This window comes from uncultured Kordia sp. (genome assembly GCF_947496985.1).
In the GTDB taxonomy this organism is placed as follows: domain Bacteria; phylum Bacteroidota; class Bacteroidia; order Flavobacteriales; family Flavobacteriaceae; genus Kordia.
Genome location: NZ_CANMEZ010000008.1, coordinates 95639 through 119591 on the forward strand (window position 1 = coordinate 95639; position 23953 = coordinate 119591).

The following is a 23953-nucleotide window of genomic DNA, read 5'->3' on the forward strand; positions in this document are numbered from 1 at the left end:
TTATCGTAGCGCAATTGCATATCCAATGAATCTAAACAAGTTCAAAAATATATACATCATTATTTCAGCCATATTCATCGTATGGATGCTATTTTTAGATGCAAATTCTTGGTTTTCTACACATACAGAACTCAATCGACAGATTGACCTTCTAAAAAAACAAAAAGCAAACTTGCAACTTGAAATCAAGAAAGATCGAGAAAATATCAAAAAATTCTCAAATATTGACGAATTGGAAAAATTTGCACGTGAACGCTATTTCATGAAAAAAGAAAATGAAGAAATTTATATCATCGAGTACGCAGATAGCCTAAACCTAAAAGACAATGAGTAACTTATTTAACGAGTTTGACAATGTTTCTGCTGCACAATGGAAACAAAAAATACAAGTAGACTTAAAAGGTGCCGATTATAACGACACACTTATCACAGCTACACAAGAAGGAATTGATATTACACCTTTTTATCACAGTGAAAACTTTGGAGAAATTCAATCCATAGCTACGCGAACGACAGCATGGAAAGTTACGCAACGTATCCATATTACAAATGCAGTAGCATCAAATAAAAACATAAAAGACATTCTAACTCGTGGTGCTGAAAGTTTAGTTTTAGTTATCTCAAACGAAGAAATCTCAATAGAAACGCTTCTACAAGATATTGACATTCAAAGAATTCCTATTCATATAGAAATGGAATTTTTGTCTTCGAATTATATTGCTTCTATTTCCGCTTTCGCGAAAGAACATAGTGCAAAAATTACCATCGGAGTCGATATCATAGGACAACTAGCTTCAACTGGTAATTGGTTTGAGAATCTTGCACAAGATCACGCACAACTAGAAACTATATTACAGCTTGATGCATTCCAAAGTGCACTAACGATTCATGTAGATACGTATCAAAATGCAGGCGCAACAATGGTGCAACAGCTTGCGTATGCGCTTTCTCATGCAAATGAATATTTGAATCATTTCGGATCAAAAATTACAAACAAAATAACATTCAACGTCACAGTTGGATCACATTATTTCTTTGAAATAGCGAAACTCAGAGCATTACGTCAATTATGGAGTGTATTAGCAAAAGAATACAATCTTACGCAAGAATGTATCATTATTGCTTCGCCTTCTAAGCGAAACAAAACTTTGTATGATTACAATGTAAACATGTTACGTACAACTACAGAATGTATGAGTGCCGTTTTAGGAGGTGCAGATTTTGTATACAACTTACCCTATGATGCTTTGTATCATGAAGCAAATGAATTTGGCGATCGTATTTCTCGAAATCAACTCAGAATCTTAAAAGATGAAAGTTATTTTGACAAAACGGACAATCCAACGGAAGGTTCCTATTATATAGAAAGTATCACAAATCAATTAGCTGAAAAAGCCTTAACACTCTTCAAAGACATTGAAGCTACTGGCGGATTCTTAAAACAATTGAAAGAAGGAACGATTCAACGAAAAATAAAAGAAAGCGACTTAAAAGAACAAGCGTTATTTGACGAAGGCAAAGAAGTATTATTAGGAACAAATAAATACCCGAATCCTGAAGATGTAATGAAACACGATTTGGAAATTGAACCTTTCTCAAAAAACGAAGTACGAAAAGTATTAGTTATTCCAATGAATGTAAGACGTTTGGCGACTAAACTAGAAAAAGAACGCTTAAAGCAAGAGTAGTTTTCAACACAAATTATCAGCATGACAAGAAAGAATCTTCAACATATAACACTTGACAATACTTCGAAAACGATTGAAAACGAACGTACACAAACTTCGTTTACAACCGCAGAAGATATTGAAGTAAAATCATCGTACACTAAAGATGATATGCAAGATGTTTCACATTTAGATTTTGTTGCAGGAATTGCACCAAATCTACGTGGACCGTATTCCACAATGTACGTTCGCAGGCCTTGGACCATTCGCCAGTATGCAGGGTTTTCCACAGCAGAAGAAAGTAATGCATTTTACAGAAGAAACTTAGCTGCTGGACAAAAAGGACTTTCAGTTGCCTTTGATTTAGCAACACATCGTGGATATGACAGCGATCATGAACGTGTAGTTGGAGATGTTGGAAAAGCTGGAGTTGCCATTGATTCAGTAGAAGACATGAAAATTCTATTCGATCAAATTCCATTAGATAAAATGTCTGTTTCCATGACCATGAATGGTGCAGTTTTACCAATTATGGCCTTTTACATAGTCGCTGCAGAAGAACAAGGTGTAAACCCTGAACTTTTAGCAGGAACGATTCAAAATGATATTCTAAAGGAATTTATGGTACGTAATACCTACATTTATCCTCCAACACCATCGATGAAAATCATTTCAGATATTTTTGAATACACTTCGGAACACATGCCGAAATTCAACAGTATTAGTATTTCTGGATATCATATGCAAGAAGCTGGAGCAACTTGTGACATTGAACTTGCATACACATTAGCAGATGGTTTAGAATACATTAGAAAAGGATTGGCCGCAGGAATGGACATTGATACTTTCGCTCCTCGCCTATCGTTTTTCTGGGCAATTGGAATGAATCATTTTATGGAAATTGCCAAAATGAGAGCTGCCAGAATGTTATGGGCGAAACTTGTGAAGCAGTTCAATCCGAAAAATCAAAAATCATTATCATTACGTACGCATTGCCAAACAAGTGGTTGGAGTTTAACAGAACAAGATCCTTTCAATAATGTTGCACGTACTTGTATTGAAGCTGCCGCTGCTGCATTTGGAGGAACGCAAAGTTTACATACAAACGCATTGGATGAAGCCATTGCATTACCAACAGATTTCTCTGCCCGAATTGCTAGAAACACTCAAATATATTTACAAGAAGAAACTAAAATTACGAAAACGGTTGATCCTTGGGCAGGTAGTTATTATGTAGAAAAACTAACACATGAAATTGCAAACAAAGCGATGCAATTGATTGAAGAAGTAGAAGAATTGGGTGGAATGACCAAAGCAATTGAAGCTGGAATTCCGAAGATGCGTATTGAAGAAGCTGCCGCTAGAAAGCAAGCACGAATTGATTCTGGACAAGATGTAATTGTTGGTGTCAATAAATACAGACTTGAAAAAGAAGATCCATTACATATACTAGAAGTAGACAATCAAACCGTACGAAATGCACAATTGGCACGTTTGGACGAGTTGAAAAAAAATAGAAATGCTTCAGAAGTCAAAGTAGCATTAGAAAAATTAACTATAGCTGCAAAATCTGGAAAGGAAAACTTATTAGCTTTAGCTGTAAATGCAGCTCGAAAAAGAGCTACATTAGGTGAAATTTCAGATGCATTAGAAGTTATTTTCGGAAGATACAAAGCACAAATCAAATCATTTTCAGGCGTGTATAGCAAAGAAATAAAAGACGATAGCTCATTCCAAAAAGCAAAAGAATTGGCAACTAAGTTTGCTGAATTAGAAGGCCGCCAACCACGAATTATGATTGCAAAGATGGGACAAGACGGACATGACAGAGGCGCAAAAGTAGTTGCAACAGGTTATGCCGATGTCGGTTTTGATGTAGATATTGGCCCTTTGTTTCAAACACCTGCCGAAGCTGCCAAACAAGCTATGGAAAATGATGTACATATTTTAGGTGTTTCTTCTTTAGCTGCTGGACATAAAACGCTCGTTCCACAAGTAATTGCTGAATTGAAAAAATATGGTCGTGAAGATATTATGGTTATTGTTGGTGGTGTAATCCCACATCAAGATTATCAATTTTTATTTGATGCTGGTGCCGTTGCTGTTTTTGGTCCTGGAACTAAAATTAGTGAAGCTGCTATTCAGTTATTGGAGATTTTGATTGATGAATAAACGCAAATATCGTGTTTAATAAACTTTATGTAACCAAATTTAGTATTCTTGATATGTTCCTAAAAGACGATCAACAGCTGGTAATTCTGTAATAGCAATCATTTTTTGGATATACGCCGTAAGTCCTGCCACTGTTAATTTAGAAGGAGAAATTTGCGCTTTGAGATTAAAATAATTGTCCGTTTCAATCATTTGAACTTTTTTGTCTAAAGTTTTGTTCACTTTCTGCATTTCGGCAAAAACTTCTTCAAAATCATGATCGTATGAAATTTCACCAAAGTAAAGATGAATATCAATTTTCCCATCTTTTAAACCATATTGAAATTCGTCGTCGTGTATCCTAAAAGAAGTCCACATTTCATTATCTTTAACTTCTCCTGTCCAAGATGGAAATTCAGCATTTAGTACATTTTTCAGTACTTCTATATGCTTTTCTACTTTTTTCTCCATAATCGCACACCAAGGATTATGAATGATATGAGATTGAATTCTATGTCGTTTTTCTTGTGTATCAACTTCTGTGTATATTATTTCTGTATAAAGAATGAGCTGTTGTTTTTTACTAATCTCATAACTTATATTATTATCTAAAAGTTCAAATAAATTTCCATTAAGACGAATTGTAGACACATATTTCTGATCATTCCCAAGAATTTCATTTATAGCTATTGGCGTTGCCAAATCAATTATTTTTTCATAATCGGCAAACATATCCAACTTCACCTCTACATCTTTTATTTTTTGAATAGCTACTATTTGAATTTCTAATTCATCAATATTTCTTAGTGAATCTGGATTGCTAATTTCTCTTATATCACTTAAAATAGTAGCATTCACATTTTCATCAAAATCAGTAACACTATCTAAGAAAAAAACTGGTCTAAAATCAAGGCCATCAGTAGTAAGAATATTGTCCTTAGATTTTTTCAAATACAACCGACTAAACTGTGAATCAATCACTTTTTTATCAACAATTAATTTCACATTTAAATTTAAAGCATAAGGTTTATTTTTTTCAGGATCTTCATAAAGTTCAGACTGGATTTCATAAGGAAGTAATTCTTCTAAACTTATTATTTCATCTGTCATCATTCCTGTAGATGACATTTCCATATGATCATAAAACCAACGTTTGTTGTTTAAAACAACTTCAATCAGAAGTTGATTATAACTTATTTTTGATTCAATTTTTAAGAAAGTTGCATCATCGTCGAAATCATCTTTTTCAAAAAGTATACTAAGATTCATATGTAAATAGTATTTTAATTTATTGGTCGGAGTCTATCTAGCGAAAGTTATATATTTTTCTAGAGTAAACCTTTATTATTTGTTTGTTTTTACAATTTTGTTCGACTGATTTATTCTAAAAATTAATCAAATGAAAAAGATAATCATATTCACTATTATACTATTTAGTTTTGGTGTAATTTCAGCTCAGCATATGAATAATTTCAAACTAGGAGAAATCTTAACCAAACAAGCTGACACCATTCAGGGACAAGCTGGAAATTGGCGTTTTGCTGTAAATGATAAACTTTTTATATGTTTGACAGATGAAAAGAATAATCGAATGCGTATCATTTCTCCTATTACAGAAGTTTCAAACATAGACGAAAAGATGTTGAAAAACTGTTTGATAGCAAATTTTCATACCGCTTTAGATGTAAAGTATGCTATTTCTGATGATATTCTTTGGTCTGTGTTTATTCATCCACTAAAAGAACTTTCAGACACACAAATTATAAATGCAATTACGCAAGTTTACAATGCAAATTATACCTTTGGAACCATTTATTCGAGTACAAATTTATCCTTTCCGGGTGCAATAGGACAGGAAAAAGAGAAACCAAAAGAACGAAAACTACCAAAACAAAAAATATAAACTATGAGCTGGATACACATTATACCATTTGAAAAAGCGACAGGTAAACTCAAATCAATTTATACTAAAATCAAAGGTCCAAACAATCAAATTGATAATGTATTAGGCATTCATAGCTTACGTCCGCACACGCTTACCGGGCATATGAGTCTGTATAAAAATACGTTGCATCATTCAAATAACACATTTCCGAATTGGTTGTTGGAGTTATTAGGAACTTACACAAGTTTCATTAATAAATGTGATTATTGTTATGAACATCATTTTGCAGGTATGAAACGCTTTTTGAAAGACGATGTAAAAGCAGCTTCTATTCGAAAACATATTGAAAATAATTCTTTGGATACAATTTTATCCGACAAAGAAATGGCGTTGATTCATTATACGCATAAATTGACATTCGCTGCCGCAGATTTAACTCAGAGTGATATAGATACACTTCGTTCATTGGGTTATGATGACGGCGAAATTTTGGAAGTAAATCAAGTAGTTTCCTATTTTAATTATGCGAATAGAACCGTTTTAGGCTTAGGTGTAAATACCAAAGGAGAAGTACTAGGTTTGTCGCCAAGTAATAAAGATGATGAAGATTCTTGGGATCATCGCTAATAAATGTATTTAAAATCACTTATTCTTTCAATTTAATACTTGGATAATATAGCAACTAACTACTATATTTTTCAAGGCTTTTCTTATCTATTTTTATAAACTATAAAAATAGTCAAACTCTTTTAGCGTCAATAATACGAAGCTTTATTCTTACTATTCAAAGATTAAAAACTTTCCAATATTGTTATATTTTTTTATAAATATTCAAAAAATACTACAAAATGTAGTATTTTTTATATACCTTAAACTCAGTATTTTACAATTTATAACCAACTATTGTATCCTACTTGGATATGATTTTATGCTGCGCAGCATAGTAAGGGAATGCTGAAAACCTTAAAAAACTAGAGTAAGCAATAATTTTAAACCAATTAAAAATGAAAAAATTAGAAAGTTTAAAAAGCGGGAAATTTAAATCAAAGGAGTTAAAAAACCCAGGAAGCATCGTGGGTGCAACTGACTTATCTGATGGAGCAACATCTTCATATAGAACAAGCAGAACTTACGCTACAAATTGTCCGCCACATCCTACTATGGCTGACCATCATAGTGATGTTCGTTATGATCATAATGCATATGAAGAGCCAGTAGATTATGCTCCAGTAGGTCCTGCAGGGGAATACGAAGCTATGTAACTTCAATTTAATACATATTGAGGGAGAATATAGTATTCTCCCTTTTTCCAAACTTTACTGAACCATGATTTTAATTAAATCGAATGCTGATGATTATTCAACAACTCAAGTGCTAAAATGGCTTGTACATTTTAACAAAAAATTTCTACGCTTGAATAATTCAACTTTACTAAAACACCTAGAAATCAAAGATGACACTATTTCTTTTGTCTATGGAAATCAAAAAGTTATACTCTCGGATGTTTCAAAATACTGGTATCGAAGAGGACGTTGGGATACATTTAGCAGAAAACAACTCAGGCATATTCAAGACAAAAAACTGAATACTTATCTGAATTTCTTCAACAAAGAAGTAGAACGCGATGTAATTGCTACATTAGAAAAATCATTGTTTTCAAAATCATTAAATAGTTACCAAACCTCATCAAACATTAACAAATTAGATGTTTTAAAATCCTGTAAAGAACTTGGAATCAAAACGCCTGAAACCTTAGTTACAAATTCCAAAGAAGCTTTAAAAGATTTTGTAACAACACACACTACTATCATTACAAAAGCCGTGAATAATTTAGATCCAAATATTAAAGGAAATGTATTTGCCGATTTGATGACAAAAAAAATTACGCTTGAAAATTTAGACACATTACCAAAGACATTCAATATTAGCTTATTTCAAAACTTAGTAGAAAAAGAGTTTGAAATACGTAGTTTTTTCTTGGTAGACACGTTTTATTCTATGGCTATATTTTCACAGAATGATGAAAAAACAAAGGTCGATTTTCGAAATTATAATATGAAATCACCTAATAGATGTGTTCCATTTACATTACCAACTTCATTGGCTTCAAAACTTCGGGAATTGTTGAAAATTTATAAATTAAATTCAGCTTCACTAGATATTATTTACACAACTGATGACGAATATAAGTTTCTAGAAATTAATCCAATTGGTCAATATGACATGGTTTCAAAACCTTGTAATTATTACTTAGATGTTGAAATTGCAAATCACTTAGCTTCATGAATGATAACGAAATTATAGATGAATTGAAAAATCAGATGCAAGAAACACCTGAATTGTTTGAAGCTGTTTTTTTTCTGTCCGATTTAAAAAGTCAAAGTAAAATTATTGACAATGCTGGTCACTTGAAGATTATTCCACTTCCAAAATACCAAACCGATTATCATACTATTGATTCAAAATATCATAAACCTATTTCAAGATGCTTTCAATAAACTTACAACATAGTGATAAATTCATCGTGATTTTTGCTTCGTGTTTTATTACAAAAGGACATGGGCGCTCATTGATTATTGATAGTCAACGTGGCAAATTTGACTTGATTCCAAATGATATGGTTGATTTTATTCAGAATTCTAAATTATATACTATTCGTACATTATTTAAAATTTATGGCACAGATAATAAAGAAATTGTAGAAAGTTATCTGTCTTTTATTTTAGAAAATGAATATGGTTTTTTAGCGAATGATAAGATTCGGAAAAAATTTCCAGAAATTGAAGTTAAATGGCAACATCCTTCAAAAATCACCAACAGTATTATTGATGTTAAAGTATTTGAAACTACACAGGAAATCTACTTACAAACCATTTCACAACTCGATACTTTACAGTGTGAAGCATTGCAGATACGTTCTTATATTTCATTAAGTGAATCGCAATTGACATATCTGGCGGAAGCCATAAAAAATACATGTATTGAACATTTAGAAATTTACACAAAATACAACGATCAATTAACTTTAAAGAAGCTGAATAAACTACTTTTAAACAATCAGAAAATCTCCAATATAATTATACATTCGGCATCAAAAGAAGATGAATATGAAGTAATTAAAAACCTTTCAACCATTTATTACACCGCGCAAACATTAACCGATGAAACTTGTTGTGGACTTGTGGAAAAGCAATATTTCAATGCGATAAAAGATCACTATATGGAAGCAAATTTCCATAATAGCTGTTTAAATAGAAAACTTTCGATTGATGGAAATGGTGAAATTAAAAATTGTCCTTCAATGTCAAAATCATACGGTAATGCAAAAGATACTAACTTGGTAAGTGTGTTAACGAATGAAGATTTTACAGCAATCTGGAATATTAAGAAGGATTTTGTATTAACCTGTCAAGATTGTGAATTTCGCTATGTTTGTACAGATTGTCGTGCGTATGTAGAAACACCTGACAATCTCTATGCAAAGCCTTTAAAATGCGGATACGATCCGTATACAAATGAATGGTCTGATTGGAAAGAGAATCCTTTGAAACAAAAAGCAATTTCAGAATATCAATTGACAAACGTAAAACGAACACTCTTTTAAAAAGAGCATTCGTTTCTATTGTTAACTAAACTCGTTTGCCAGTATTAGTTTATTTCTTGCAAATCAATTAACATGTTTTCCCAGTTTTTTTGATTGTCATGATCAAATTGTGCACCATTTTCATCTGCGATTGTAAATCGTTTAATTGCTGGTGTTTTACTAGTTGCTTGGAAAAGTTGATACGCTTCTTCTTTTAATGCTTCTGCAATTGGTAAATCGATAGATGCATATACTGCGCGTTTACAAGCTTCGATAGATTCTGCTGGGAATTTTGAAATTCGCTCAGCTAATGCATCAACATAAGGTGTTATTTCGTCAGCATCAAGTGCTTTGTTAATTGTTCCAAATTTTTCAGCTTCATCAGCATCCCAATCTCTTGCTCCTAAGATTATTTCTAAAGCCTTACCGAGTCCAGCTTGTCTTGCCATACGAGAAGCTCCACCACCACAAGGTAAAATTCCCATACCAACTTCCATTTGCATAAATTTAGCTTTTCCTCTAGCTGCAAAACGCATATCTAAAGCCAATGCCATTTCATGTCCTCCTCCACGTGCAAATCCTTCTATTTTTGCAATTGTTGCTTGTGGTACATTGCTCAATCTTTCTAATACAGATTGTAAGTCTAACAACTTCACTTCGTTTCTTGGAACAGCTTCCGTTGACATATCTCTTAGTAAGTTTGTATCATAGTGACATACCCAATATCCTGGATTAGATGATTGGAAAACGACTACTTTTACGCTTCTATCGCGTTCTAAGCGCAAGCAAAGACTACTTAAGTCTGCTAACATTTCTTGCCCTTGTACATTTACTGGCCCGAAATTGATTGTTACTGTTAAAACTGCTTCCTTTTGCTCTGCTTTAAATGTTTGAAAATTTTTGTAATCCATTGTTTATCTCTTTTAAATTAATTATTAACTGCCGCAAATGTGTGTTGCTTTATTTTGCCATTTTCAATGATGTATGTATCCGTTGCTAGCAATACATCTAGATGTTCATTTTTTCCATGCCAAACAAAATAGACTACATTGTGATGCGTCTCTTGTTTGATCGTTATAAATTCAAAATCTTTAAAATTTGGAAGAAACTCTTTATAAAAATTAAAGATTTCTGTTTGTCCTTTATAAGTATGATCTGGAGTGGTGAATAAGGCGTCTACGGCATAATCTTCAACTACTTTAGCTGGATTTAATGTAGCAACAGCTTCCATATGACTCCTAAAGACTTCTTGTGATTCTTTCATTATAAATTTGTTTTAATAAAAAATTACAATGCAAATTTACACCTAGGTCTTAGGCTCTATTTTGTAATAAAAAAAGAGGTTTTAGTAAAAAACGAGGATTCTATAAATTAGATAGAAACTTTTAAACTTATTTTATATGCTCCAGCAGTCATTCCTTTATAACTTAAAAAGGTTTTATCTAAATGACTACTGTCTGTAAATCCGAGTTCTTGTGCTATTTCAGTAACTGTAGAATCGGTGTACTTAAGCCTAGTTTCTGCTAATTTTATTTTATAATTAAGAATATATTTTTTTAAACCAATTCCCATTTCTCGCTTAAAAAACTCACTAATATAGTTTTCTGAAAGGTGAAATTGATTTGCGATTTCTTTCTTAGAAAGTTTTTTTGAATGATGAATATGGTAATGAATGTAATTAATAATATCCTGAATTTTTGAATCAGAAATCTTAGAAGAAACAAAGCTTACATTTCTAGAAATAATGTAAAGTATGGAATGTAAGGTAGATTTTAAAATCGCTTCATTTTTTAGATGCTCATCACTATATTCATTACAAAGTACCGTAAATAAAGAGTAAATACTACTTTCATCCGTTTTTGATTGTAATTTTAAATGCGATGTACGATTAGCACTATGTAATATGGTTTCTATTTTTTTAAACCATTCTTTTCGCTGTGTATGATGTTCATCTAGGGAAGAATTATTGAAAAAACTGTATAGAAATTTTATAGTAGAAACCGTTGTGGACTTTTCAATTTCAAAATTATATTTATCGTTAGGCACTAATATAAATATTTGATTATCATCATATTTCACCTTATGATCATTGATGATTAATGTTCCTGTACCTTTTTCTATAAATAGGATTTCAAAAAAACGTATCGGCATGTATTTACAAAAAGCCAAAAATGTCGTTTCTTCAAATTTTTCAATGACGATATTTTCAAAAATGGTTCTTGGCATTTTTTAATTACAGCTAGTTAAGTTATTCTTCGTAACGAAAACTCTTTTCTGGAACTTTTCCAACAACACCTTTAAAGAATTCATGAATATATTCGAAATCGGCTTCCATGTTATCTGTAACGTAAAAAGGTTTATCTATTTTGACTTCTTTTTTTCCAAAATCAAATGCTACCAAAGTAATTGGCACATTGGCTTCTTTGGCTATATAATAGAATCCTGTACGAAGTTCGTTAACGCGCTTTCGAGTTCCTTCGGGTGCTAAAGTGAGTCTAAATTCTTCTTTTCCATCAAATACAGCTGCCATCGCTTGTACTTTATTTTGTCCTGGTGTTCTATCAATTGGTGCGCCACCTGTCCAACGAAAATACCAACCAAACGGAAACTTAAAAAGTTCTTTTTTTCCAATATAATTGATTTGTAGTTTAGATATACTTCGAATCATTAAACCAATATAGAAATCGTGCCAACTTGTATGTGGAACAACCGCAACAATACATTTTTTCACTTCAGGTTTAAAAGCGCCTTTGATTTTCCAACCCATTAATTTGAAGTAAATAAATTTGTAAATTGCTCGTATCATCTAGATTGTTGTTTGTTTTTGGTTATTCGTTGTTTATAAATTAATTGAATTACTCAAAGGTTAAACAATCATTTTCAAACCTTCAAATTAATAAAAGATAAAACCTGTCGAAGTCAGCTAGCTAAGTTTTTCGACTCTGCTCAAGATAACACACGTCGAAGCTCGGTAGCTGAGCCAAGTCGAAGCTACATTTTCATATACATATTCTTCAACTTCTCACGGGTAATGATTTCTTGCCAATTTTTACCCAATGCATTTTCCCATAGCGGCACTAACATTAAGGCAATATCAATCATTTTATCAAATTCCTTATCTGTTAAATCTTTACAGAGTCCTGTTGGAATGTCAATATCATGTTTACGAACCATTTTTTTGAATTCAGAAACACCTTGTGGATAAAATTCTTCTAAATGATTAAAAACAATACAGTTTCCTATTCCGTGTTTTGTCCCTAATAGATAGGAAAGTCCATAACTCATCGCATGTGCTACACCTACTTGCGAATACGCAATACTCATTCCTCCATGCCATGAAGCCATCATCAATTTATCTTCTGAATCTTCATCACGTACATTTTTCTCAAGAAAAACATTTCTACACAATTCCAATGCTTTTTCTCCATAACTCTGACTAAACGCATTTAAGTACGTACCTGTTAAGGATTCTATACAATGAATATAACAATCCATTCCTGTATAAAACCATTGATTTTGTGGAACACCACGTGTTAACTCAGGATCTAATACTACTTGATCAAAAGGTGTATAGTCTGAGTTGATTCCTAATTTCTTTTCTGGACCTGTTAATACAGTTGTTCTAGAAACTTCTGCTCCAGTTCCTGAAATTGTTGGAATTCCAACATGATACACTGCTTCATTACTCACTAAATCCCAGCCTTGATAATCGGCAGCACTTCCTTCATTCGTCAACATAATAGAAACGGCTTTTGCCATATCTAACAATGTTCCTCCACCTATACCTATAATTCCTGATGGATTTTCCGTAAAACGCCCTTTGAGTTCGGCAACTAATGCATCAACTTGTGACGTTTTAGGCTCTTCCTCTGCAGAAACAAAAACAATTTGATCTAAAAAACGAAGCGGAATTCTATCAATAAGCCAAGGATTATGTTCAAAAACATCATCTACCAAAAAGATAAATGGTGCTTTGGTATTGACACGTTTTGGCGCAAGAATTTCTTGTATTTGATTAAAACTTCCTCTTCCGAAGATCACTCTGGGAACCATTGGAAAGTTTTTATATTGCATAATTAATTAGTTTATTAGTGTAAATATAAATATTACGTTAGGTTATTTAGTGTTTCAATAAATTTTCTTGAAACTTTTCGGTAAACTGTCCAACATGATAGCCGTCCATCAATGCATGATTTACCGATACTGAAACCGTCATTATTTTTTTATCATCTTTCACTTCCATTTTGCTGAAAGCTATTTTTGGAACCGATTCTTTTTTTCCATGAAATGGTTCTTTGTGTCCTGTAAAATGTGTCCATGGTAACGCTGAACAAAACACACAATCTTCCGTATTTTTTGGCGGAAATAAATCTGTTGAGTTAAAAATTCGATCTTTTTCTGCTTTTATATTTTGTGCAAATATTTCAAAATCTACATCGTAATCAATAAATGAAAATCCAAAAGTTTTATTTGGACGCATAATGGTTGCTGATGCGTGAATTTTATCATGAATTACAACTTCATATTCGTTTTCAATACGATACTTAAACGCTTCAATTTCATTAATTGCTTTCATACAATCGTGCAAATAGACTGCAAAAAAACTATTGTTTGTTGCTTTTGCAAAACTGTACGCTTTGGTTACATCCATTGGTGCAGCAACTGCAAAAAATGGATCTTTGAATGTGTTGAAAAATTCAAAGTGTTGTTTCCGATTCCAAGTGTCTATATTTAGTTTCTTCACTGTATATACTTTAACACCTGAGAAATGTCTTTTGCGACATGATATTCATCAGATTCTTCGTTGGGAGAAACCGTTTCGTGTTGCCAAGTTGTATGAAATGGAACATGAATTGCCTTTCCTCCTATGTTTATAATTGGTAATACATCTGACTTTAGTGAGTTTCCAATCATTAGAAACTCATTAACATCTATTTCTAGATGATCTAATAAGTCTTTGTAGTTTTTTTCTTTTTTGTCACTCATCACTTCTACATGATGAAAATATTTGGTCAAGCCAGATTTTTCAAGCTTTCGTTCCTGATCTAGCAAATCACCTTTCGTCAACACTAAGAGTCTGTACTTTTTACTCAATGCTTCTAATACATCTTCAATTCCATTTAGCAATTCTACAGGCATGGAAATCATTTCTTTTCCTAGTTGAATGATTTCAGATATGACTTTGTTTGAAATTTTTCCGTTTGATAATTCAATCGCACTTTCCACCATAGACAGCACAAATCCTTTGATTCCATATCCATAAATAGAAAGGTTTTTCATTTCCATTTTGAATAATTCTTGATCAATAGTATTTTCAGTTTCATACGCAGACAATAATTGTGCAAATTTATGCTCTACATCTCTGAAATAGGTTTCATTCACCCAAAGTGTATCATCCGCATCAAAAGCGATCACTTTGATGTTGTCATACTTTATTTCCATACTTTTTTTGCGCGCTCTAAGTCTTCAGGTGTATCAATTTCGACACCTTCAACATTTGTTTCTACCATTTTTATTTTTTTACCAAATTCTAAATAGCGAATACACTCTATTTTTTCAGTTGCTTCTAAAGGTTTCATTGGTAATTCGTAAAAATCTAATAAAGCTTGTTTACGAAAAGCATAAATTCCTTTATGTTTAAAGTATTTTGCGCCAGCATTTTCATCTCTTGGATATGGAATTGGTGAGCGAGAAAAGTACAATGCAAAATCGCGCTGATCTACAATGACTTTTACCGTATTTGGATTATTAATTTCGTCCCAATCTTTGATTTCGACCATTAATGAAGCTAGATCAATTTCTTTATTTGGATCATCATAAAATACATTGATCACTTTTTCCAAGCTTTCTTTTTCTGTAAATGGTTCATCTCCTTGAACATTAATGACAATATCTGCTGCTACATCTTGTACAGCTTCAGCAATACGATCACTTCCAGATTGGTGTTCTTTTTTACTCATGATTACCTTTCCGCCATTGCATGCTATTTCTTCACGAATAATCTCACTATCTGTCACTACATATACTTCTTCAAAAAGTCCTGTAGCTATCGTAGCTTCGTACGTTCTGGTAATTACGGTTTTTCCGTGCAAGTCTTGCATGAGCTTCGCTGGAAATCGAGAAGCTGCATATCGTGCCGGAATCATTGCTATTATTTTCAAATGTGCTCTTTTTTATAAATTCAAAAATACAATTTTTAAATACATTTTACATGCTTAAAATGTTTCTGAAATTATTTTAATTTTCTACAACTGCAGCGTCAGAAGCTATTTTAGTAAGTAACTGTTGTCCAGCTTCTTTACTAATATTTATGAAGTTGATTATTACTTTTTCATCAAAATCAAGTTTTCCATCTTTATCTAGTTTTTCCATCATATTAGTTATGGTTAGATAAAATTCTTTGGATTGATTTCTATTTTCTCCATGATATAAACTTAGTATTGTGTGCGAACCTTGTCCTGCGTTTTCGGCTGGTTGTAATGCCAAAAGTTCTTCGTATTTTCTAGCTTCTAATTGTTGCTTTAATATTGTATAGTTTAAGGCAAGTTCAAAAGGTCCAATTGCGGTAACTTCTGCCCAATTATCATCATTTTCAATAAATGGTTCACCTGCTTTTGAAAACGCAAAAAATACTGGAAATCCAATCATAACAATAGCTTCTATTGCCCAAACAATACTTAGCATAACTCCATCGACCATACCACCACTTCTTCCGATTCCCCAAGTACCTTGCTCATTAGCAAATCCAATAGCGTTTTTCAATCCTTCTACATCTGTTACAAATGTCATATATTCAGCCTCAAAATGATAAGCCAGCCAAATAATCCAACTTACATACAGCCCTACAATTCCGACAAGGAGACCAAATATAGCGGCAATCATTACATTTCTTACTTTTCCTAAGCCAATGACAAAGTTTGCCACAAACCCGAGACCGAAAGCAATTCCGGCTACACATAAAAAGTTAAGATAAATAAGTGGAATGTAAAGAATGGCATATGTATAGATGAATGCTAAAATAGGCACAGCAATACAGATAGCTAAGAGTAAATATAAGATACTAATTGGATTTACTTTGCCAGAAGGCTTGTAGTATAAATTATTCATGCGGTACAGTTATTATAATTGGTTAATTTTTTTAAAAATATGAAAAATATTCTTTTAGTGTGTTTTAAGAAATAAAAAAGTCATCCGTGAATCCTATGAGATATAATTTTTCTTGCGCACGTGTCATTGCCGTATATAACCAACGCATATATTCTTTACCGACACCATTTGGCAAGTATGGTTGTTCTATAAAAACCGTTCTCCATTGTCCACCTTGCGATTTATGACATGTGATTGCATAACTAAATTTAACTTGTAATGCATTGAAATATTTGTTAGCTTTTACTTTTAGAAATTTCTTGTATTTGGAGCTTTCACTTTCGTAATCATTCATTACTTCTTGATACAATCGGTTTCCATCTTCATACGAAAGCGCAGGTGTTTCTGCATGAATCGTATCTAGCATCAATACCGTTTCTAGTGGTTTTTGATTTGGATAATCAACCATACGTATTTTTACTTCTGCAAAGCGAAAACCATATAATTCTTTGATGGCAAAAATTTCTAAGACTTCAATAATGTCTCCATTAGCTATAAACCCTGCTTCAGAAGTAGTTGGCAACCAAAAATAGTTATTCTTCACTACCATTAAATAATCACCAGAAGACAATTCATTTTCATTAAATAAAATTCGACTACGAATTTGCTGATTATAAATATTGGCTCTTTTATTGGATCGAACAATTATTGCCATTTCTTCTTTTCCATTGTCAGAATACGAATCACTAATAGCATCTTGAATTTCGTACCCATCAATTAATCGAATTATGTCAGGAAAGTTTGCTAATTGAAATTTGAATTCTGCATAAAACTGATCGTGCAGTTGTTCTCGTAAATTGGTTGCATTCACTAATATTCCTGAATCGGAACCTTGCCGAACTACTTCATCTAATTCAATGAGTGTTACATTTTTGTCATAATTCAGCTCTAGTGTTCTTTCATCTAATGCTGGACTTATATCTAGTTTTACAGGTGGCAACTGTGCTGTATCTCCTATCAAAATTAATTTACACTTATGACCAGAGTAGACATACATCATTAAATCATCTAACAATGAACCGTTTTCAAAAAGCTTGGAATCACTTGGCGAATCGGGAATCATAGACGCTTCATCTACAATAAAAAGTGTATCTCTATGCTTATTAGGTTGTAATACAAAACTAACGCCTCCACCTTTGTCTTTCTTAGGAAAGTATATTTTTTTGTGTATTGTATGCGCCTGACGTCCAGAATAATTACTAATTACTTTTGCTGCGCGACCAGTTGGTGCTAATAACACAGATTTCTTTTTCGTATGCCATAAATGCGTAACTAAAGTACCTATTGTGGTGGTTTTTCCTGTTCCAGCGTATCCCTTTAATAAAAATAAAGCATCTTTATCTGTTCCGAAGATAAACTCTGAAAGTTTATGTAAAACTACATCTTGTTTAAAAGTTACATCGTGTGGGAATTTACTTTTGAGTAATTTATAAAATGTAGTTGCATCCATAATTGTAAAATTATCTGCTCCTTTTTAGAGATCAGAGAACGAAAATAGAAAAGTAAATTGAATGATTGTGTATCAATTAATTTTTTATAAACATAAACATGCTTTTTTTAGCGAAATACTTTTACGATTAAAAAAAAATTGTAGATTTGCGTATATTGATGTTCTTAAAACAAAACTATTCTTAATAGAGATGAAACACGCAAAACAAAAATTCAATTTAGTCTTATCATTAGTAACTGTCTTCTTATTGCTTCCAGCAATATCATTTGCTCAAAATACTGAAGTAAAAGGAGGTTTCTTCGATACGATTAAGACGCCTTTAATTATTATTGTTGCAATTGCTGTTGCAATTGGTCTTTTATTCGTTATCGAAAAGTTAGTTCCTAGAAAGTTACGCCCGTTATTTGCTTTAGGATTTATGTTAGCTTCTGTATTCTTTGGATATAAGATTTACAACTCTATCATGGCTCCTGTAGAATTCAAGCAAGAAAAGGTTAAAAGATATACAGCTGTTATTGATAATTTAAAAGATATTAGAGATTCTCAGTTAGCACATAAAACTATTACAGGAACATATGCTAAAGATTTTTCTTCATTAGAAGTATTCATCGACACAGCTAAGTTTGCTATTGTTGAAAAAAGAGATTCTAGTTTTATGGAATATGATGAAGTTTATAAAATTGACAAGCTTAAAGAAGTTGTTATCATTGATACACTAAGCTTTGAGCCTGTAATTGACTCATTATTTAAAGGAACTGATCGTTACAAAAAGATGAAGTATGTACCTTTTGCTAAAAACGACAAAGAAGTATTTAAAATGGAAACTAAAACAGTTGAAATTAGCGGATACAACGCTCCTGTATTTAAAGTTTCTGTAGCTAAAGATATTATCTTACATGATCAAGATAAAGATTTATTAAGACAAGAAAACAGAATTATTTCTGTTGATGAAGTTGATGGAAATGAAATTTTCGTAGGTTCACTAGAAAAAGTAAGTGATAGCGGAAACTGGCCAACAAGTTATGAAATCATACAAAAAAAGAAATAATATAGACCATACAAAATTTCAAAAATTGTCCATTCAGATTTCTCTGAATGGACTTTCTTTTTGTATCCTAGATACAGTTGAAAACACTATTACCGACTTACAGCATTTTCAATTTGAAACGGTTACCAATCCTTTACAATTGGAAGTTGAGATTATTAATATTTTAAATTCACACAAAGAAATATTTGATCAATCTTTTCAAGAAGTAACAATTAGCCACATAAATACACTGTCTACTTTTGTTCCAAAACCACTGTTTTCAGACAAAAATCTACCCGATTATTTAAAATACAATAACAAAATTTTACCAAATGACTATATCACCTTTGATGTAATCACAAATAATGACATGGTAAATGTGTATATTCCGTATGTAAACATTAATAATTTGTTTTTTGACAAGTATGGAGTGTTTACATACAAACATTTTGCAACTATTTTGTTAGAAAATATTTTTCAATTATCAGATAATAGTCAAGAAACTACTGTTTATGTTCATGTACAGAAAGGACAATTTGAAATTATTGTTATCAAAAACAAGAGGTTATTACTTTATAATTCTTTTGAATATGTAACTTCTGAAGACTTTATTTATTACGTGTTATTTTCCATAGAGCAACTTGAATTAAACACGAATGAATTACAACTTTATTTCTTAGGAGACATTTCTAAAGAAGATATTTTATATACAGTTACGTACACATATGTTAGAAATGTTTCATTTGTGGATAAAAAACATCCGTTTACATTTCACGAAAGTATCACAAAACCAGATCATCATAAAGATTTCACCTTACTAACAAATTTCTAAATGCGAATAATTTCTGGAAAACATAAAGGGCGAAGATTGACAGCACCTAAAAAGCTACCTGTACGACCAACTACAGATTTAGCAAAGGAATCTCTTTTTAACATTCTTAACAATCATTATTATTTTAATGAAATTAGTGTGTTAGATTTATTTTCAGGAACTGGAAACATCAGTTATGAATTTGCTTCGCGTGGCACAAAACAGCTTACAGCTGTTGATGGAGATTACGGTTGTATTCGTTTTATAAAAAAGACAGCTGCTGATTTAGCATTAGATATTACAGCTATTAAAAGTGATGTGTATAAATTTTTAGAACGCACGCATTTGAAATCTGATATCGTTTTTGCAGATCCTCCATATGCGTTTACTTTAGAACAGTTTGAACGGATTGCTTCAATCGTGTTTGAAAGAGATTTACTTACAGCAGATGGTTTTTTAATCATAGAGCATGCAAAAGAGACAAAACTTGAACACGCGCCTTATTTTAGCTTTTCAAAAAGCTACGGAAACTCTATTTTTAGTTTCTTTCAACTTCCTGAAGCTTCTAACGAAGAAGAGTAGTATTTTTGACTCCGCTCAATTCAAAATATTTGATTTTATTAAAAGATCAAACTAGTAGAACAAAAAAACCGTTATAGAATTATCTATAACGGTTTTTTTATTTTTATTAAGTTTAATATATTTAAAACTTTCGCAATGCAGCCATTTTAATAGCAGCTACAGCAGCTTCCGTTCCTTTATTCCCATGTTTTCCTCCTGAACGATCAATTGCTTGTTGTAACGTATTATCTGTCAACACACAAAAAATCACAGGAATATCTGATTGCACATTTAAGTCCTTAATTCCTTGCGCTGTAGCACTGCATACAAAATCAAAATGTTTTGTTTCACCTTGAATCACACTTCCAATTGCAATAATTGCATCTACTAGTTGTGTTTTTTGCATATGTTTTGCTCCATATACCAGTTCATAACTTCCAGGAACATCCCAACGAATGATGTTTTCTGTTGTTACTCCATTCTCTGTTAAAGTTGCAATTGCTCCTTCACAAAGTCCTTCCGTTATATTCTCATTCCACTCAGAAACAACAATCCCAAATCGAAAATCTTTCGCATTTGGGATTGTAGCTTTATCGTAAGTAGATAAATTTTTATTTACTGTTGCCATATTTTTAGTTCAAGGCTTCTGCTTTTCCTATGTATACTTCTAACATTTTTCCGTCAGCTGTATTCTTAAAATCAGCATAATCACTTTCAATTCTATTGAAATATTGCAATGCTTTTCCAGCTTCTCCTAAATCTAAAGCTGTAATTCCAGCTTTTAACAAATAGATTGGAGTTGTTGCTTCGTTATCACTATGCTTGAATGCTTTTTCGTAATATTCTAATGCTACGTTTGGTTGCTTTAATTGAACAAAAGCATCTCCAATTGCTCCTTTTGCTTTTGCACCAATGATGATATCATCAGATGTAAACTCTTGTAAATGCTCAATTGCTTTTTCGTAGTCATTCAAGTTCAAATACGCAACACCCGCACTATAGTTTGCTAAGTTTGCTGCATTTGTTCCAGGATAGTTTTTGATAATATTTAAATATCCGTACTTCCCTTCTCCACCTTCTAAAGCTAAATTGAATAATGAATCTCTTGTTGCCAATCCATCAACCATTTTGTCATTTAAGTTTACACTTAACGCTTCATTAAAGTAAGAGTTTGCTTGAAACACTTCATTTGCAGCTTCTTGCTCTTGTGGAGCAGAAAATGCTTTACTGTAAATCAAATATCCTAAAAGAACAACTGCTATTGCACCAATACCAATAAAGATATATTTTTGATTTCCTGCTACCCATTCTTCCGTTTTGGACGCAGTTTCGTCTAAAGTATTAAAAACTTCTGCTGTTGTACTCTCTAGTTCTTCAGCAGGAACTTCTTTCTCTTTCTCTACTTTGGTCTTAACTTTATATCCTCTTTTCTTGTAAGTTGCCATATATTGTATATTAATGTGCGCAAAAATAAAATTTTTAAGTAGAATTAAAAGCTTATTTATTTGATATTTTTCAATAATTTGCATTTTTATTGTAATGATGCTACTATTTTCATGTTTCTAAAGAAATTATCACTCGTAAATTACAAGAATTTTGATACAAATTCTTTTGATTTTAATCCTAAAATAAATTGTCTTGTTGGGAATAACGGTGTTGGAAAAACCAACGTCTTAGATGCTATTTATCATTTATCGTTTGGTAAAAGCTATTTTAATCCTGTTGCATCACAAAATATTAAGCATGGAGAAGATTTTTTTGTAGTTGATGGTGCTTACGAAAAAGCAGAGCGTGATGAAAATATTATTTGCTCATTAAAAAGAGGGCAAAAGAAAATTGTAAAGCGAAACGGGAAAGCTTACGAGAAACTTTCTGAACATATTGGTTTTCTTCCACTTGTAATTATTTCACCCGCAGATCGTGATTTGATTATTGAAGGAAGTGACACACGTAGAAAGTTTATTGACAGTGTCATTTCGCAATCAAACAAACCATATTTACAAAATCTAATTAATTATAACAAAGTACTTTCTCAACGTAATTCTTTATTAAAATACTTTGCTTTAAATAGTACATTTGACGGTGATACGCTTGGTATTTACAACGATCAATTGCATGATTTGGGTATAAAAATTTATGCAGAACGAAAAAAATTCTTAGAAGCCTTTGTTCCAATTTTCATATCGCGTTACAATGCAATCTCTAACGAAAAAGAAAGTGTTAATATCACTTATAAAAGTCAATTACATGAAAAAGATTTTCGATCTTTGCTTGAAGAAAATCTAACCAAAGATAAAATATTGCAATATACAAGCGTTGGTATTCACAAAGACGATTTGACATTTTCTATTGCAACGTATCCAATTAAGAAATTTGGAAGTCAAGGACAACAAAAATCATTTCTAATTGCCTTAAAATTAGCACAATTTGATTTTATTAAGCAATTAGCCAATGTGACTCCTATCCTACTTTTGGATGATATTTTTGACAAGTTAGACGAACAACGTGTTGCACAAATTATGTCTCTGGTAAATCATGAAGATTTTGGACAGATTTTTATTAGTGATACACACGTAGACAGAACAGAAACCATTGTAAAAGAAATTCATCAATCATACGAGATTTTTAAATTGTAATTATTTTGAAGAAAAGACATACCGAACATAGAACCATCAGCGAAGTATTGAAAGATTTTGTTACCGAGAACCGATTGGAAGATGGTTTAGATAAAATTGATGCTCGTGATGCTTGGGTTAAATTGATGGGAAATGGTGTGAATACATATACAACTAATGTTATTCTTAAAAATGATACACTCTATGTTTCCTTATCTTCTGCAGTACTTCGAGAAGAATTGAGTTATGGAAAGGACAAAATGGTTAAAATGCTGAATGAAAGTCTTGGAAAAGAACTGATAAAACATATTGTTTTACGATAGTTTAGACTGTTAGTATCGTTTCATTAGTAGATTCTTGGACTATCAATTCCTGCGAAAGCAGAAATCCACTTTTAGAATAAAAAATTCTTATAAACTAAAAAAGCTCCAACCAAATGATTGAAGCTTTCTATATTTTGAATATATTTCTTTAGAAAATCTCTCTTCCTGCAAAATGGAAAGCACCTTCAATAGCTGCATTTTCATCACTATCAGAACCGTGAACTGCATTTTCTCCGATAGAAGTTGCATATAAGTTTCTGATTGTTCCTTCTGCTGCTTCAGCAGGATTTGTAGCTCCGATTAACGTTCTAAAATCGCTTACTGCATTTTCTTTTTCTAAGATTGCTGCAACGATTGGTCCTCTTGTCATGAATTCTACTAACTCACCAAAGAAAGGTCTTTCATTGTGAACTGCGTAAAATTCTTCTGCATCACGTTTGCTTAATTGCGTTAATTTCATTGCAACGATTTTGAATCCTGAAGCAGTAATTTTTTCTAAAATAGCACCGATGTGTCCGTTTTCTACAGCATCAGGCTTAATCATGGTAAAAGTTCTTTTTCCAGCCATTATGGTATGTATAAATAATTATAAGTTCGTATTTTGTAAATCAATATTGATTTTCGGTGCAAAAGTACACAAATACAATTTATTTGCAACTCTATTTTAGTATATTAGCCACCTGTGAAAAAGGAAGAACGTATTTCTAGCCTATTTTTATAGTTTTTAGATATTT

The 23953-nt window shown here is 32.0% G+C and carries 28 protein-coding genes; 14 read left to right on the plus strand and 14 right to left on the minus strand.

All coding sequences use genetic code 11. The features are described 5' to 3' along the window. The first annotated feature begins 25 nt into the window (after window positions 1–25). The 3 genes from Q0828_RS18405 to scpA are packed head-to-tail and all read left to right on the plus strand — an operon-like array spanning window position 26 to window position 3839. Complete coding sequence (locus tag Q0828_RS18405; RefSeq protein ID WP_298424628.1) at window positions 26–334, plus strand: septum formation initiator family protein; 309 nt, start codon at window positions 26–28, stop codon at window positions 332–334. Continuing rightward, window positions 327–1688, plus strand: a complete 1362-nt coding sequence (locus tag Q0828_RS18410; protein WP_298424631.1) for a methylmalonyl-CoA mutase subunit beta — start codon at window positions 327–329, stop codon at window positions 1686–1688. Before Q0828_RS18405 ends, Q0828_RS18410 begins: the two co-directional genes overlap by 8 nt. A 21-nt stretch (window positions 1689–1709) precedes the next feature. Continuing rightward, window positions 1710–3839, plus strand: coding sequence for a methylmalonyl-CoA mutase (scpA, locus tag Q0828_RS18415; RefSeq protein WP_298424634.1), 2130 nt, complete (start codon window positions 1710–1712; stop codon window positions 3837–3839). A 39-nt stretch (window positions 3840–3878) separates the two neighbouring features. Here the strand turns inward: scpA and Q0828_RS18420 are convergent, their stop codons facing one another. After that, a complete protein-coding gene (locus Q0828_RS18420; protein WP_298424637.1) occupies window positions 3879–5087 on the minus strand; it encodes a hypothetical protein in 1209 nt (402 codons plus the stop codon). A 130-nt stretch (window positions 5088–5217) separates the two neighbouring features. Here Q0828_RS18420 and Q0828_RS18425 point away from each other — a divergent pair, with 130 nt between their 5' ends. The 6 genes from Q0828_RS18425 (at window position 5218) to gwsS (ending at window position 9307) form a co-directional block, all read left to right on the plus strand. Continuing rightward, a complete protein-coding gene (locus Q0828_RS18425) occupies window positions 5218–5721 on the plus strand; it encodes a hypothetical protein (protein WP_298424640.1) in 504 nt (167 codons plus the stop codon). A 3-nt stretch (window positions 5722–5724) separates the two neighbouring features. Then, complete coding sequence (locus Q0828_RS18430) at window positions 5725–6330, plus strand: peroxidase-related enzyme (protein ID WP_298424642.1); 606 nt, start codon at window positions 5725–5727, stop codon at window positions 6328–6330. 446 nt (window positions 6331–6776) lie between these two features. Next, window positions 6777–6965 (plus strand): hypothetical protein, encoded by a 189-nt coding sequence (locus tag Q0828_RS18435; protein ID WP_298424645.1) that lies wholly within the window; start codon window positions 6777–6779, stop codon window positions 6963–6965. A 64-nt stretch (window positions 6966–7029) separates the two neighbouring features. Next, window positions 7030–7989: a grasp-with-spasm system ATP-grasp peptide maturase gene (gwsG, locus tag Q0828_RS18440; protein ID WP_298424648.1), complete on the plus strand. Its 960-nt coding sequence runs from the start codon at window positions 7030–7032 to the stop codon at window positions 7987–7989. Beyond that, window positions 7986–8201, plus strand: a complete 216-nt coding sequence (locus tag Q0828_RS18445; protein WP_298424677.1) for a hypothetical protein — start codon at window positions 7986–7988, stop codon at window positions 8199–8201. Before gwsG ends, Q0828_RS18445 begins: the two co-directional genes overlap by 4 nt. Further along, window positions 8189–9307, plus strand: coding sequence for a grasp-with-spasm system SPASM domain peptide maturase (gene gwsS, locus Q0828_RS18450; protein ID WP_298424679.1), 1119 nt, complete (start codon window positions 8189–8191; stop codon window positions 9305–9307). Before Q0828_RS18445 ends, gwsS begins: the two co-directional genes overlap by 13 nt. Before the next feature lie 44 nt (window positions 9308–9351). On the opposite strand, the gene Q0828_RS18455 is transcribed toward gwsS, so the two are convergent. From Q0828_RS18455 to Q0828_RS18500, 10 genes are all read right to left on the minus strand, one after another. After that, window positions 9352–10197 (minus strand): enoyl-CoA hydratase/isomerase family protein, encoded by an 846-nt coding sequence (locus Q0828_RS18455; protein WP_298424681.1) that lies wholly within the window; start codon window positions 10195–10197, stop codon window positions 9352–9354. A 17-nt stretch (window positions 10198–10214) separates the two neighbouring features. Continuing rightward, complete coding sequence (locus Q0828_RS18460; RefSeq protein WP_298424683.1) at window positions 10215–10550, minus strand: nuclear transport factor 2 family protein; 336 nt, start codon at window positions 10548–10550, stop codon at window positions 10215–10217. Between the two features lie 107 nt (window positions 10551–10657). Beyond that, complete coding sequence (locus Q0828_RS18465) at window positions 10658–11512, minus strand: AraC family transcriptional regulator (RefSeq protein ID WP_298424685.1); 855 nt, start codon at window positions 11510–11512, stop codon at window positions 10658–10660. A gap of 22 nt (window positions 11513–11534) precedes the next feature. Beyond that, the gene (locus Q0828_RS18470) at window positions 11535–12092 is read right to left on the minus strand and encodes a 1-acyl-sn-glycerol-3-phosphate acyltransferase (RefSeq protein ID WP_298424687.1); all 558 of its coding nucleotides are present in this window, start codon (window positions 12090–12092) and stop codon (window positions 11535–11537) included. A 185-nt stretch (window positions 12093–12277) separates the two neighbouring features. After that, a complete protein-coding gene (locus Q0828_RS18475) occupies window positions 12278–13360 on the minus strand; it encodes an iron-containing alcohol dehydrogenase family protein (RefSeq protein WP_298424690.1) in 1083 nt (360 codons plus the stop codon). 46 nt (window positions 13361–13406) lie between these two features. Beyond that, complete coding sequence (locus Q0828_RS18480) at window positions 13407–14030, minus strand: CatA-like O-acetyltransferase (RefSeq protein WP_298424693.1); 624 nt, start codon at window positions 14028–14030, stop codon at window positions 13407–13409. Beyond that, a complete protein-coding gene (locus Q0828_RS18485) occupies window positions 14027–14728 on the minus strand; it encodes an HAD family hydrolase (protein WP_298424696.1) in 702 nt (233 codons plus the stop codon). The genes Q0828_RS18480 and Q0828_RS18485 overlap by 4 nt, the downstream gene beginning before the upstream one ends. Continuing rightward, window positions 14719–15432 carry a 3-deoxy-manno-octulosonate cytidylyltransferase gene (gene kdsB, locus Q0828_RS18490; RefSeq protein ID WP_298424982.1) on the minus strand — a complete coding sequence of 238 codons (714 nt, stop codon included), beginning with the start codon at window positions 15430–15432 and terminating at the stop codon, window positions 14719–14721. Before kdsB ends, Q0828_RS18485 begins: the two co-directional genes overlap by 10 nt. A 91-nt stretch (window positions 15433–15523) precedes the next feature. Further along, the gene (locus Q0828_RS18495; protein WP_298424699.1) at window positions 15524–16393 is read right to left on the minus strand and encodes a hypothetical protein; all 870 of its coding nucleotides are present in this window, start codon (window positions 16391–16393) and stop codon (window positions 15524–15526) included. A gap of 64 nt (window positions 16394–16457) precedes the next feature. Then, window positions 16458–17882: an AAA family ATPase gene (locus Q0828_RS18500; RefSeq protein WP_298424702.1), complete on the minus strand. Its 1425-nt coding sequence runs from the start codon at window positions 17880–17882 to the stop codon at window positions 16458–16460. Between the two features lie 190 nt (window positions 17883–18072). Between Q0828_RS18500 and Q0828_RS18505 the strand changes: the two genes are divergently transcribed. Genes Q0828_RS18505 through Q0828_RS18515 form a run of 3 tightly spaced genes read left to right on the plus strand, consistent with a single transcriptional unit; the run spans window position 18073 to window position 20302 of the window. Continuing rightward, window positions 18073–18930 (plus strand): hypothetical protein, encoded by an 858-nt coding sequence (locus Q0828_RS18505; protein ID WP_366523614.1) that lies wholly within the window; start codon window positions 18073–18075, stop codon window positions 18928–18930. Then, window positions 18905–19741 (plus strand): DUF3822 family protein, encoded by an 837-nt coding sequence (locus Q0828_RS18510; RefSeq protein WP_298424705.1) that lies wholly within the window; start codon window positions 18905–18907, stop codon window positions 19739–19741. Before Q0828_RS18505 ends, Q0828_RS18510 begins: the two co-directional genes overlap by 26 nt. Then, window positions 19742–20302: an RsmD family RNA methyltransferase gene (locus Q0828_RS18515; RefSeq protein ID WP_298424708.1), complete on the plus strand. Its 561-nt coding sequence runs from the start codon at window positions 19742–19744 to the stop codon at window positions 20300–20302. Window positions 20303–20423: 121 nt separating this feature from the next. Here the strand turns inward: Q0828_RS18515 and ribH are convergent, their stop codons facing one another. Then, complete coding sequence (ribH, locus tag Q0828_RS18520) at window positions 20424–20909, minus strand: 6,7-dimethyl-8-ribityllumazine synthase (protein WP_298424711.1); 486 nt, start codon at window positions 20907–20909, stop codon at window positions 20424–20426. A 4-nt stretch (window positions 20910–20913) separates the two neighbouring features. Further along, the gene (locus Q0828_RS18525; RefSeq protein WP_298424714.1) at window positions 20914–21726 is read right to left on the minus strand and encodes a tetratricopeptide repeat protein; all 813 of its coding nucleotides are present in this window, start codon (window positions 21724–21726) and stop codon (window positions 20914–20916) included. A gap of 111 nt (window positions 21727–21837) precedes the next feature. On the opposite strand from Q0828_RS18525, the gene Q0828_RS18530 reads away from it, so the two are divergent. Further along, complete coding sequence (locus Q0828_RS18530; RefSeq protein WP_298424716.1) at window positions 21838–22917, plus strand: DNA replication/repair protein RecF; 1080 nt, start codon at window positions 21838–21840, stop codon at window positions 22915–22917. 5 nt (window positions 22918–22922) lie between these two features. Continuing rightward, entirely contained in the window at window positions 22923–23219 is a 297-nt protein-coding gene (locus Q0828_RS18535; RefSeq protein WP_298424719.1) for a DUF721 domain-containing protein, read from the plus strand. Window positions 23220–23367: 148 nt separating this feature from the next. On the opposite strand, the gene Q0828_RS18540 is transcribed toward Q0828_RS18535, so the two are convergent. Next, window positions 23368–23787, minus strand: a complete 420-nt coding sequence (locus tag Q0828_RS18540) for a nucleoside-diphosphate kinase (RefSeq protein WP_007094577.1) — start codon at window positions 23785–23787, stop codon at window positions 23368–23370. Window positions 23788–23953 lie beyond the last annotated feature (166 nt).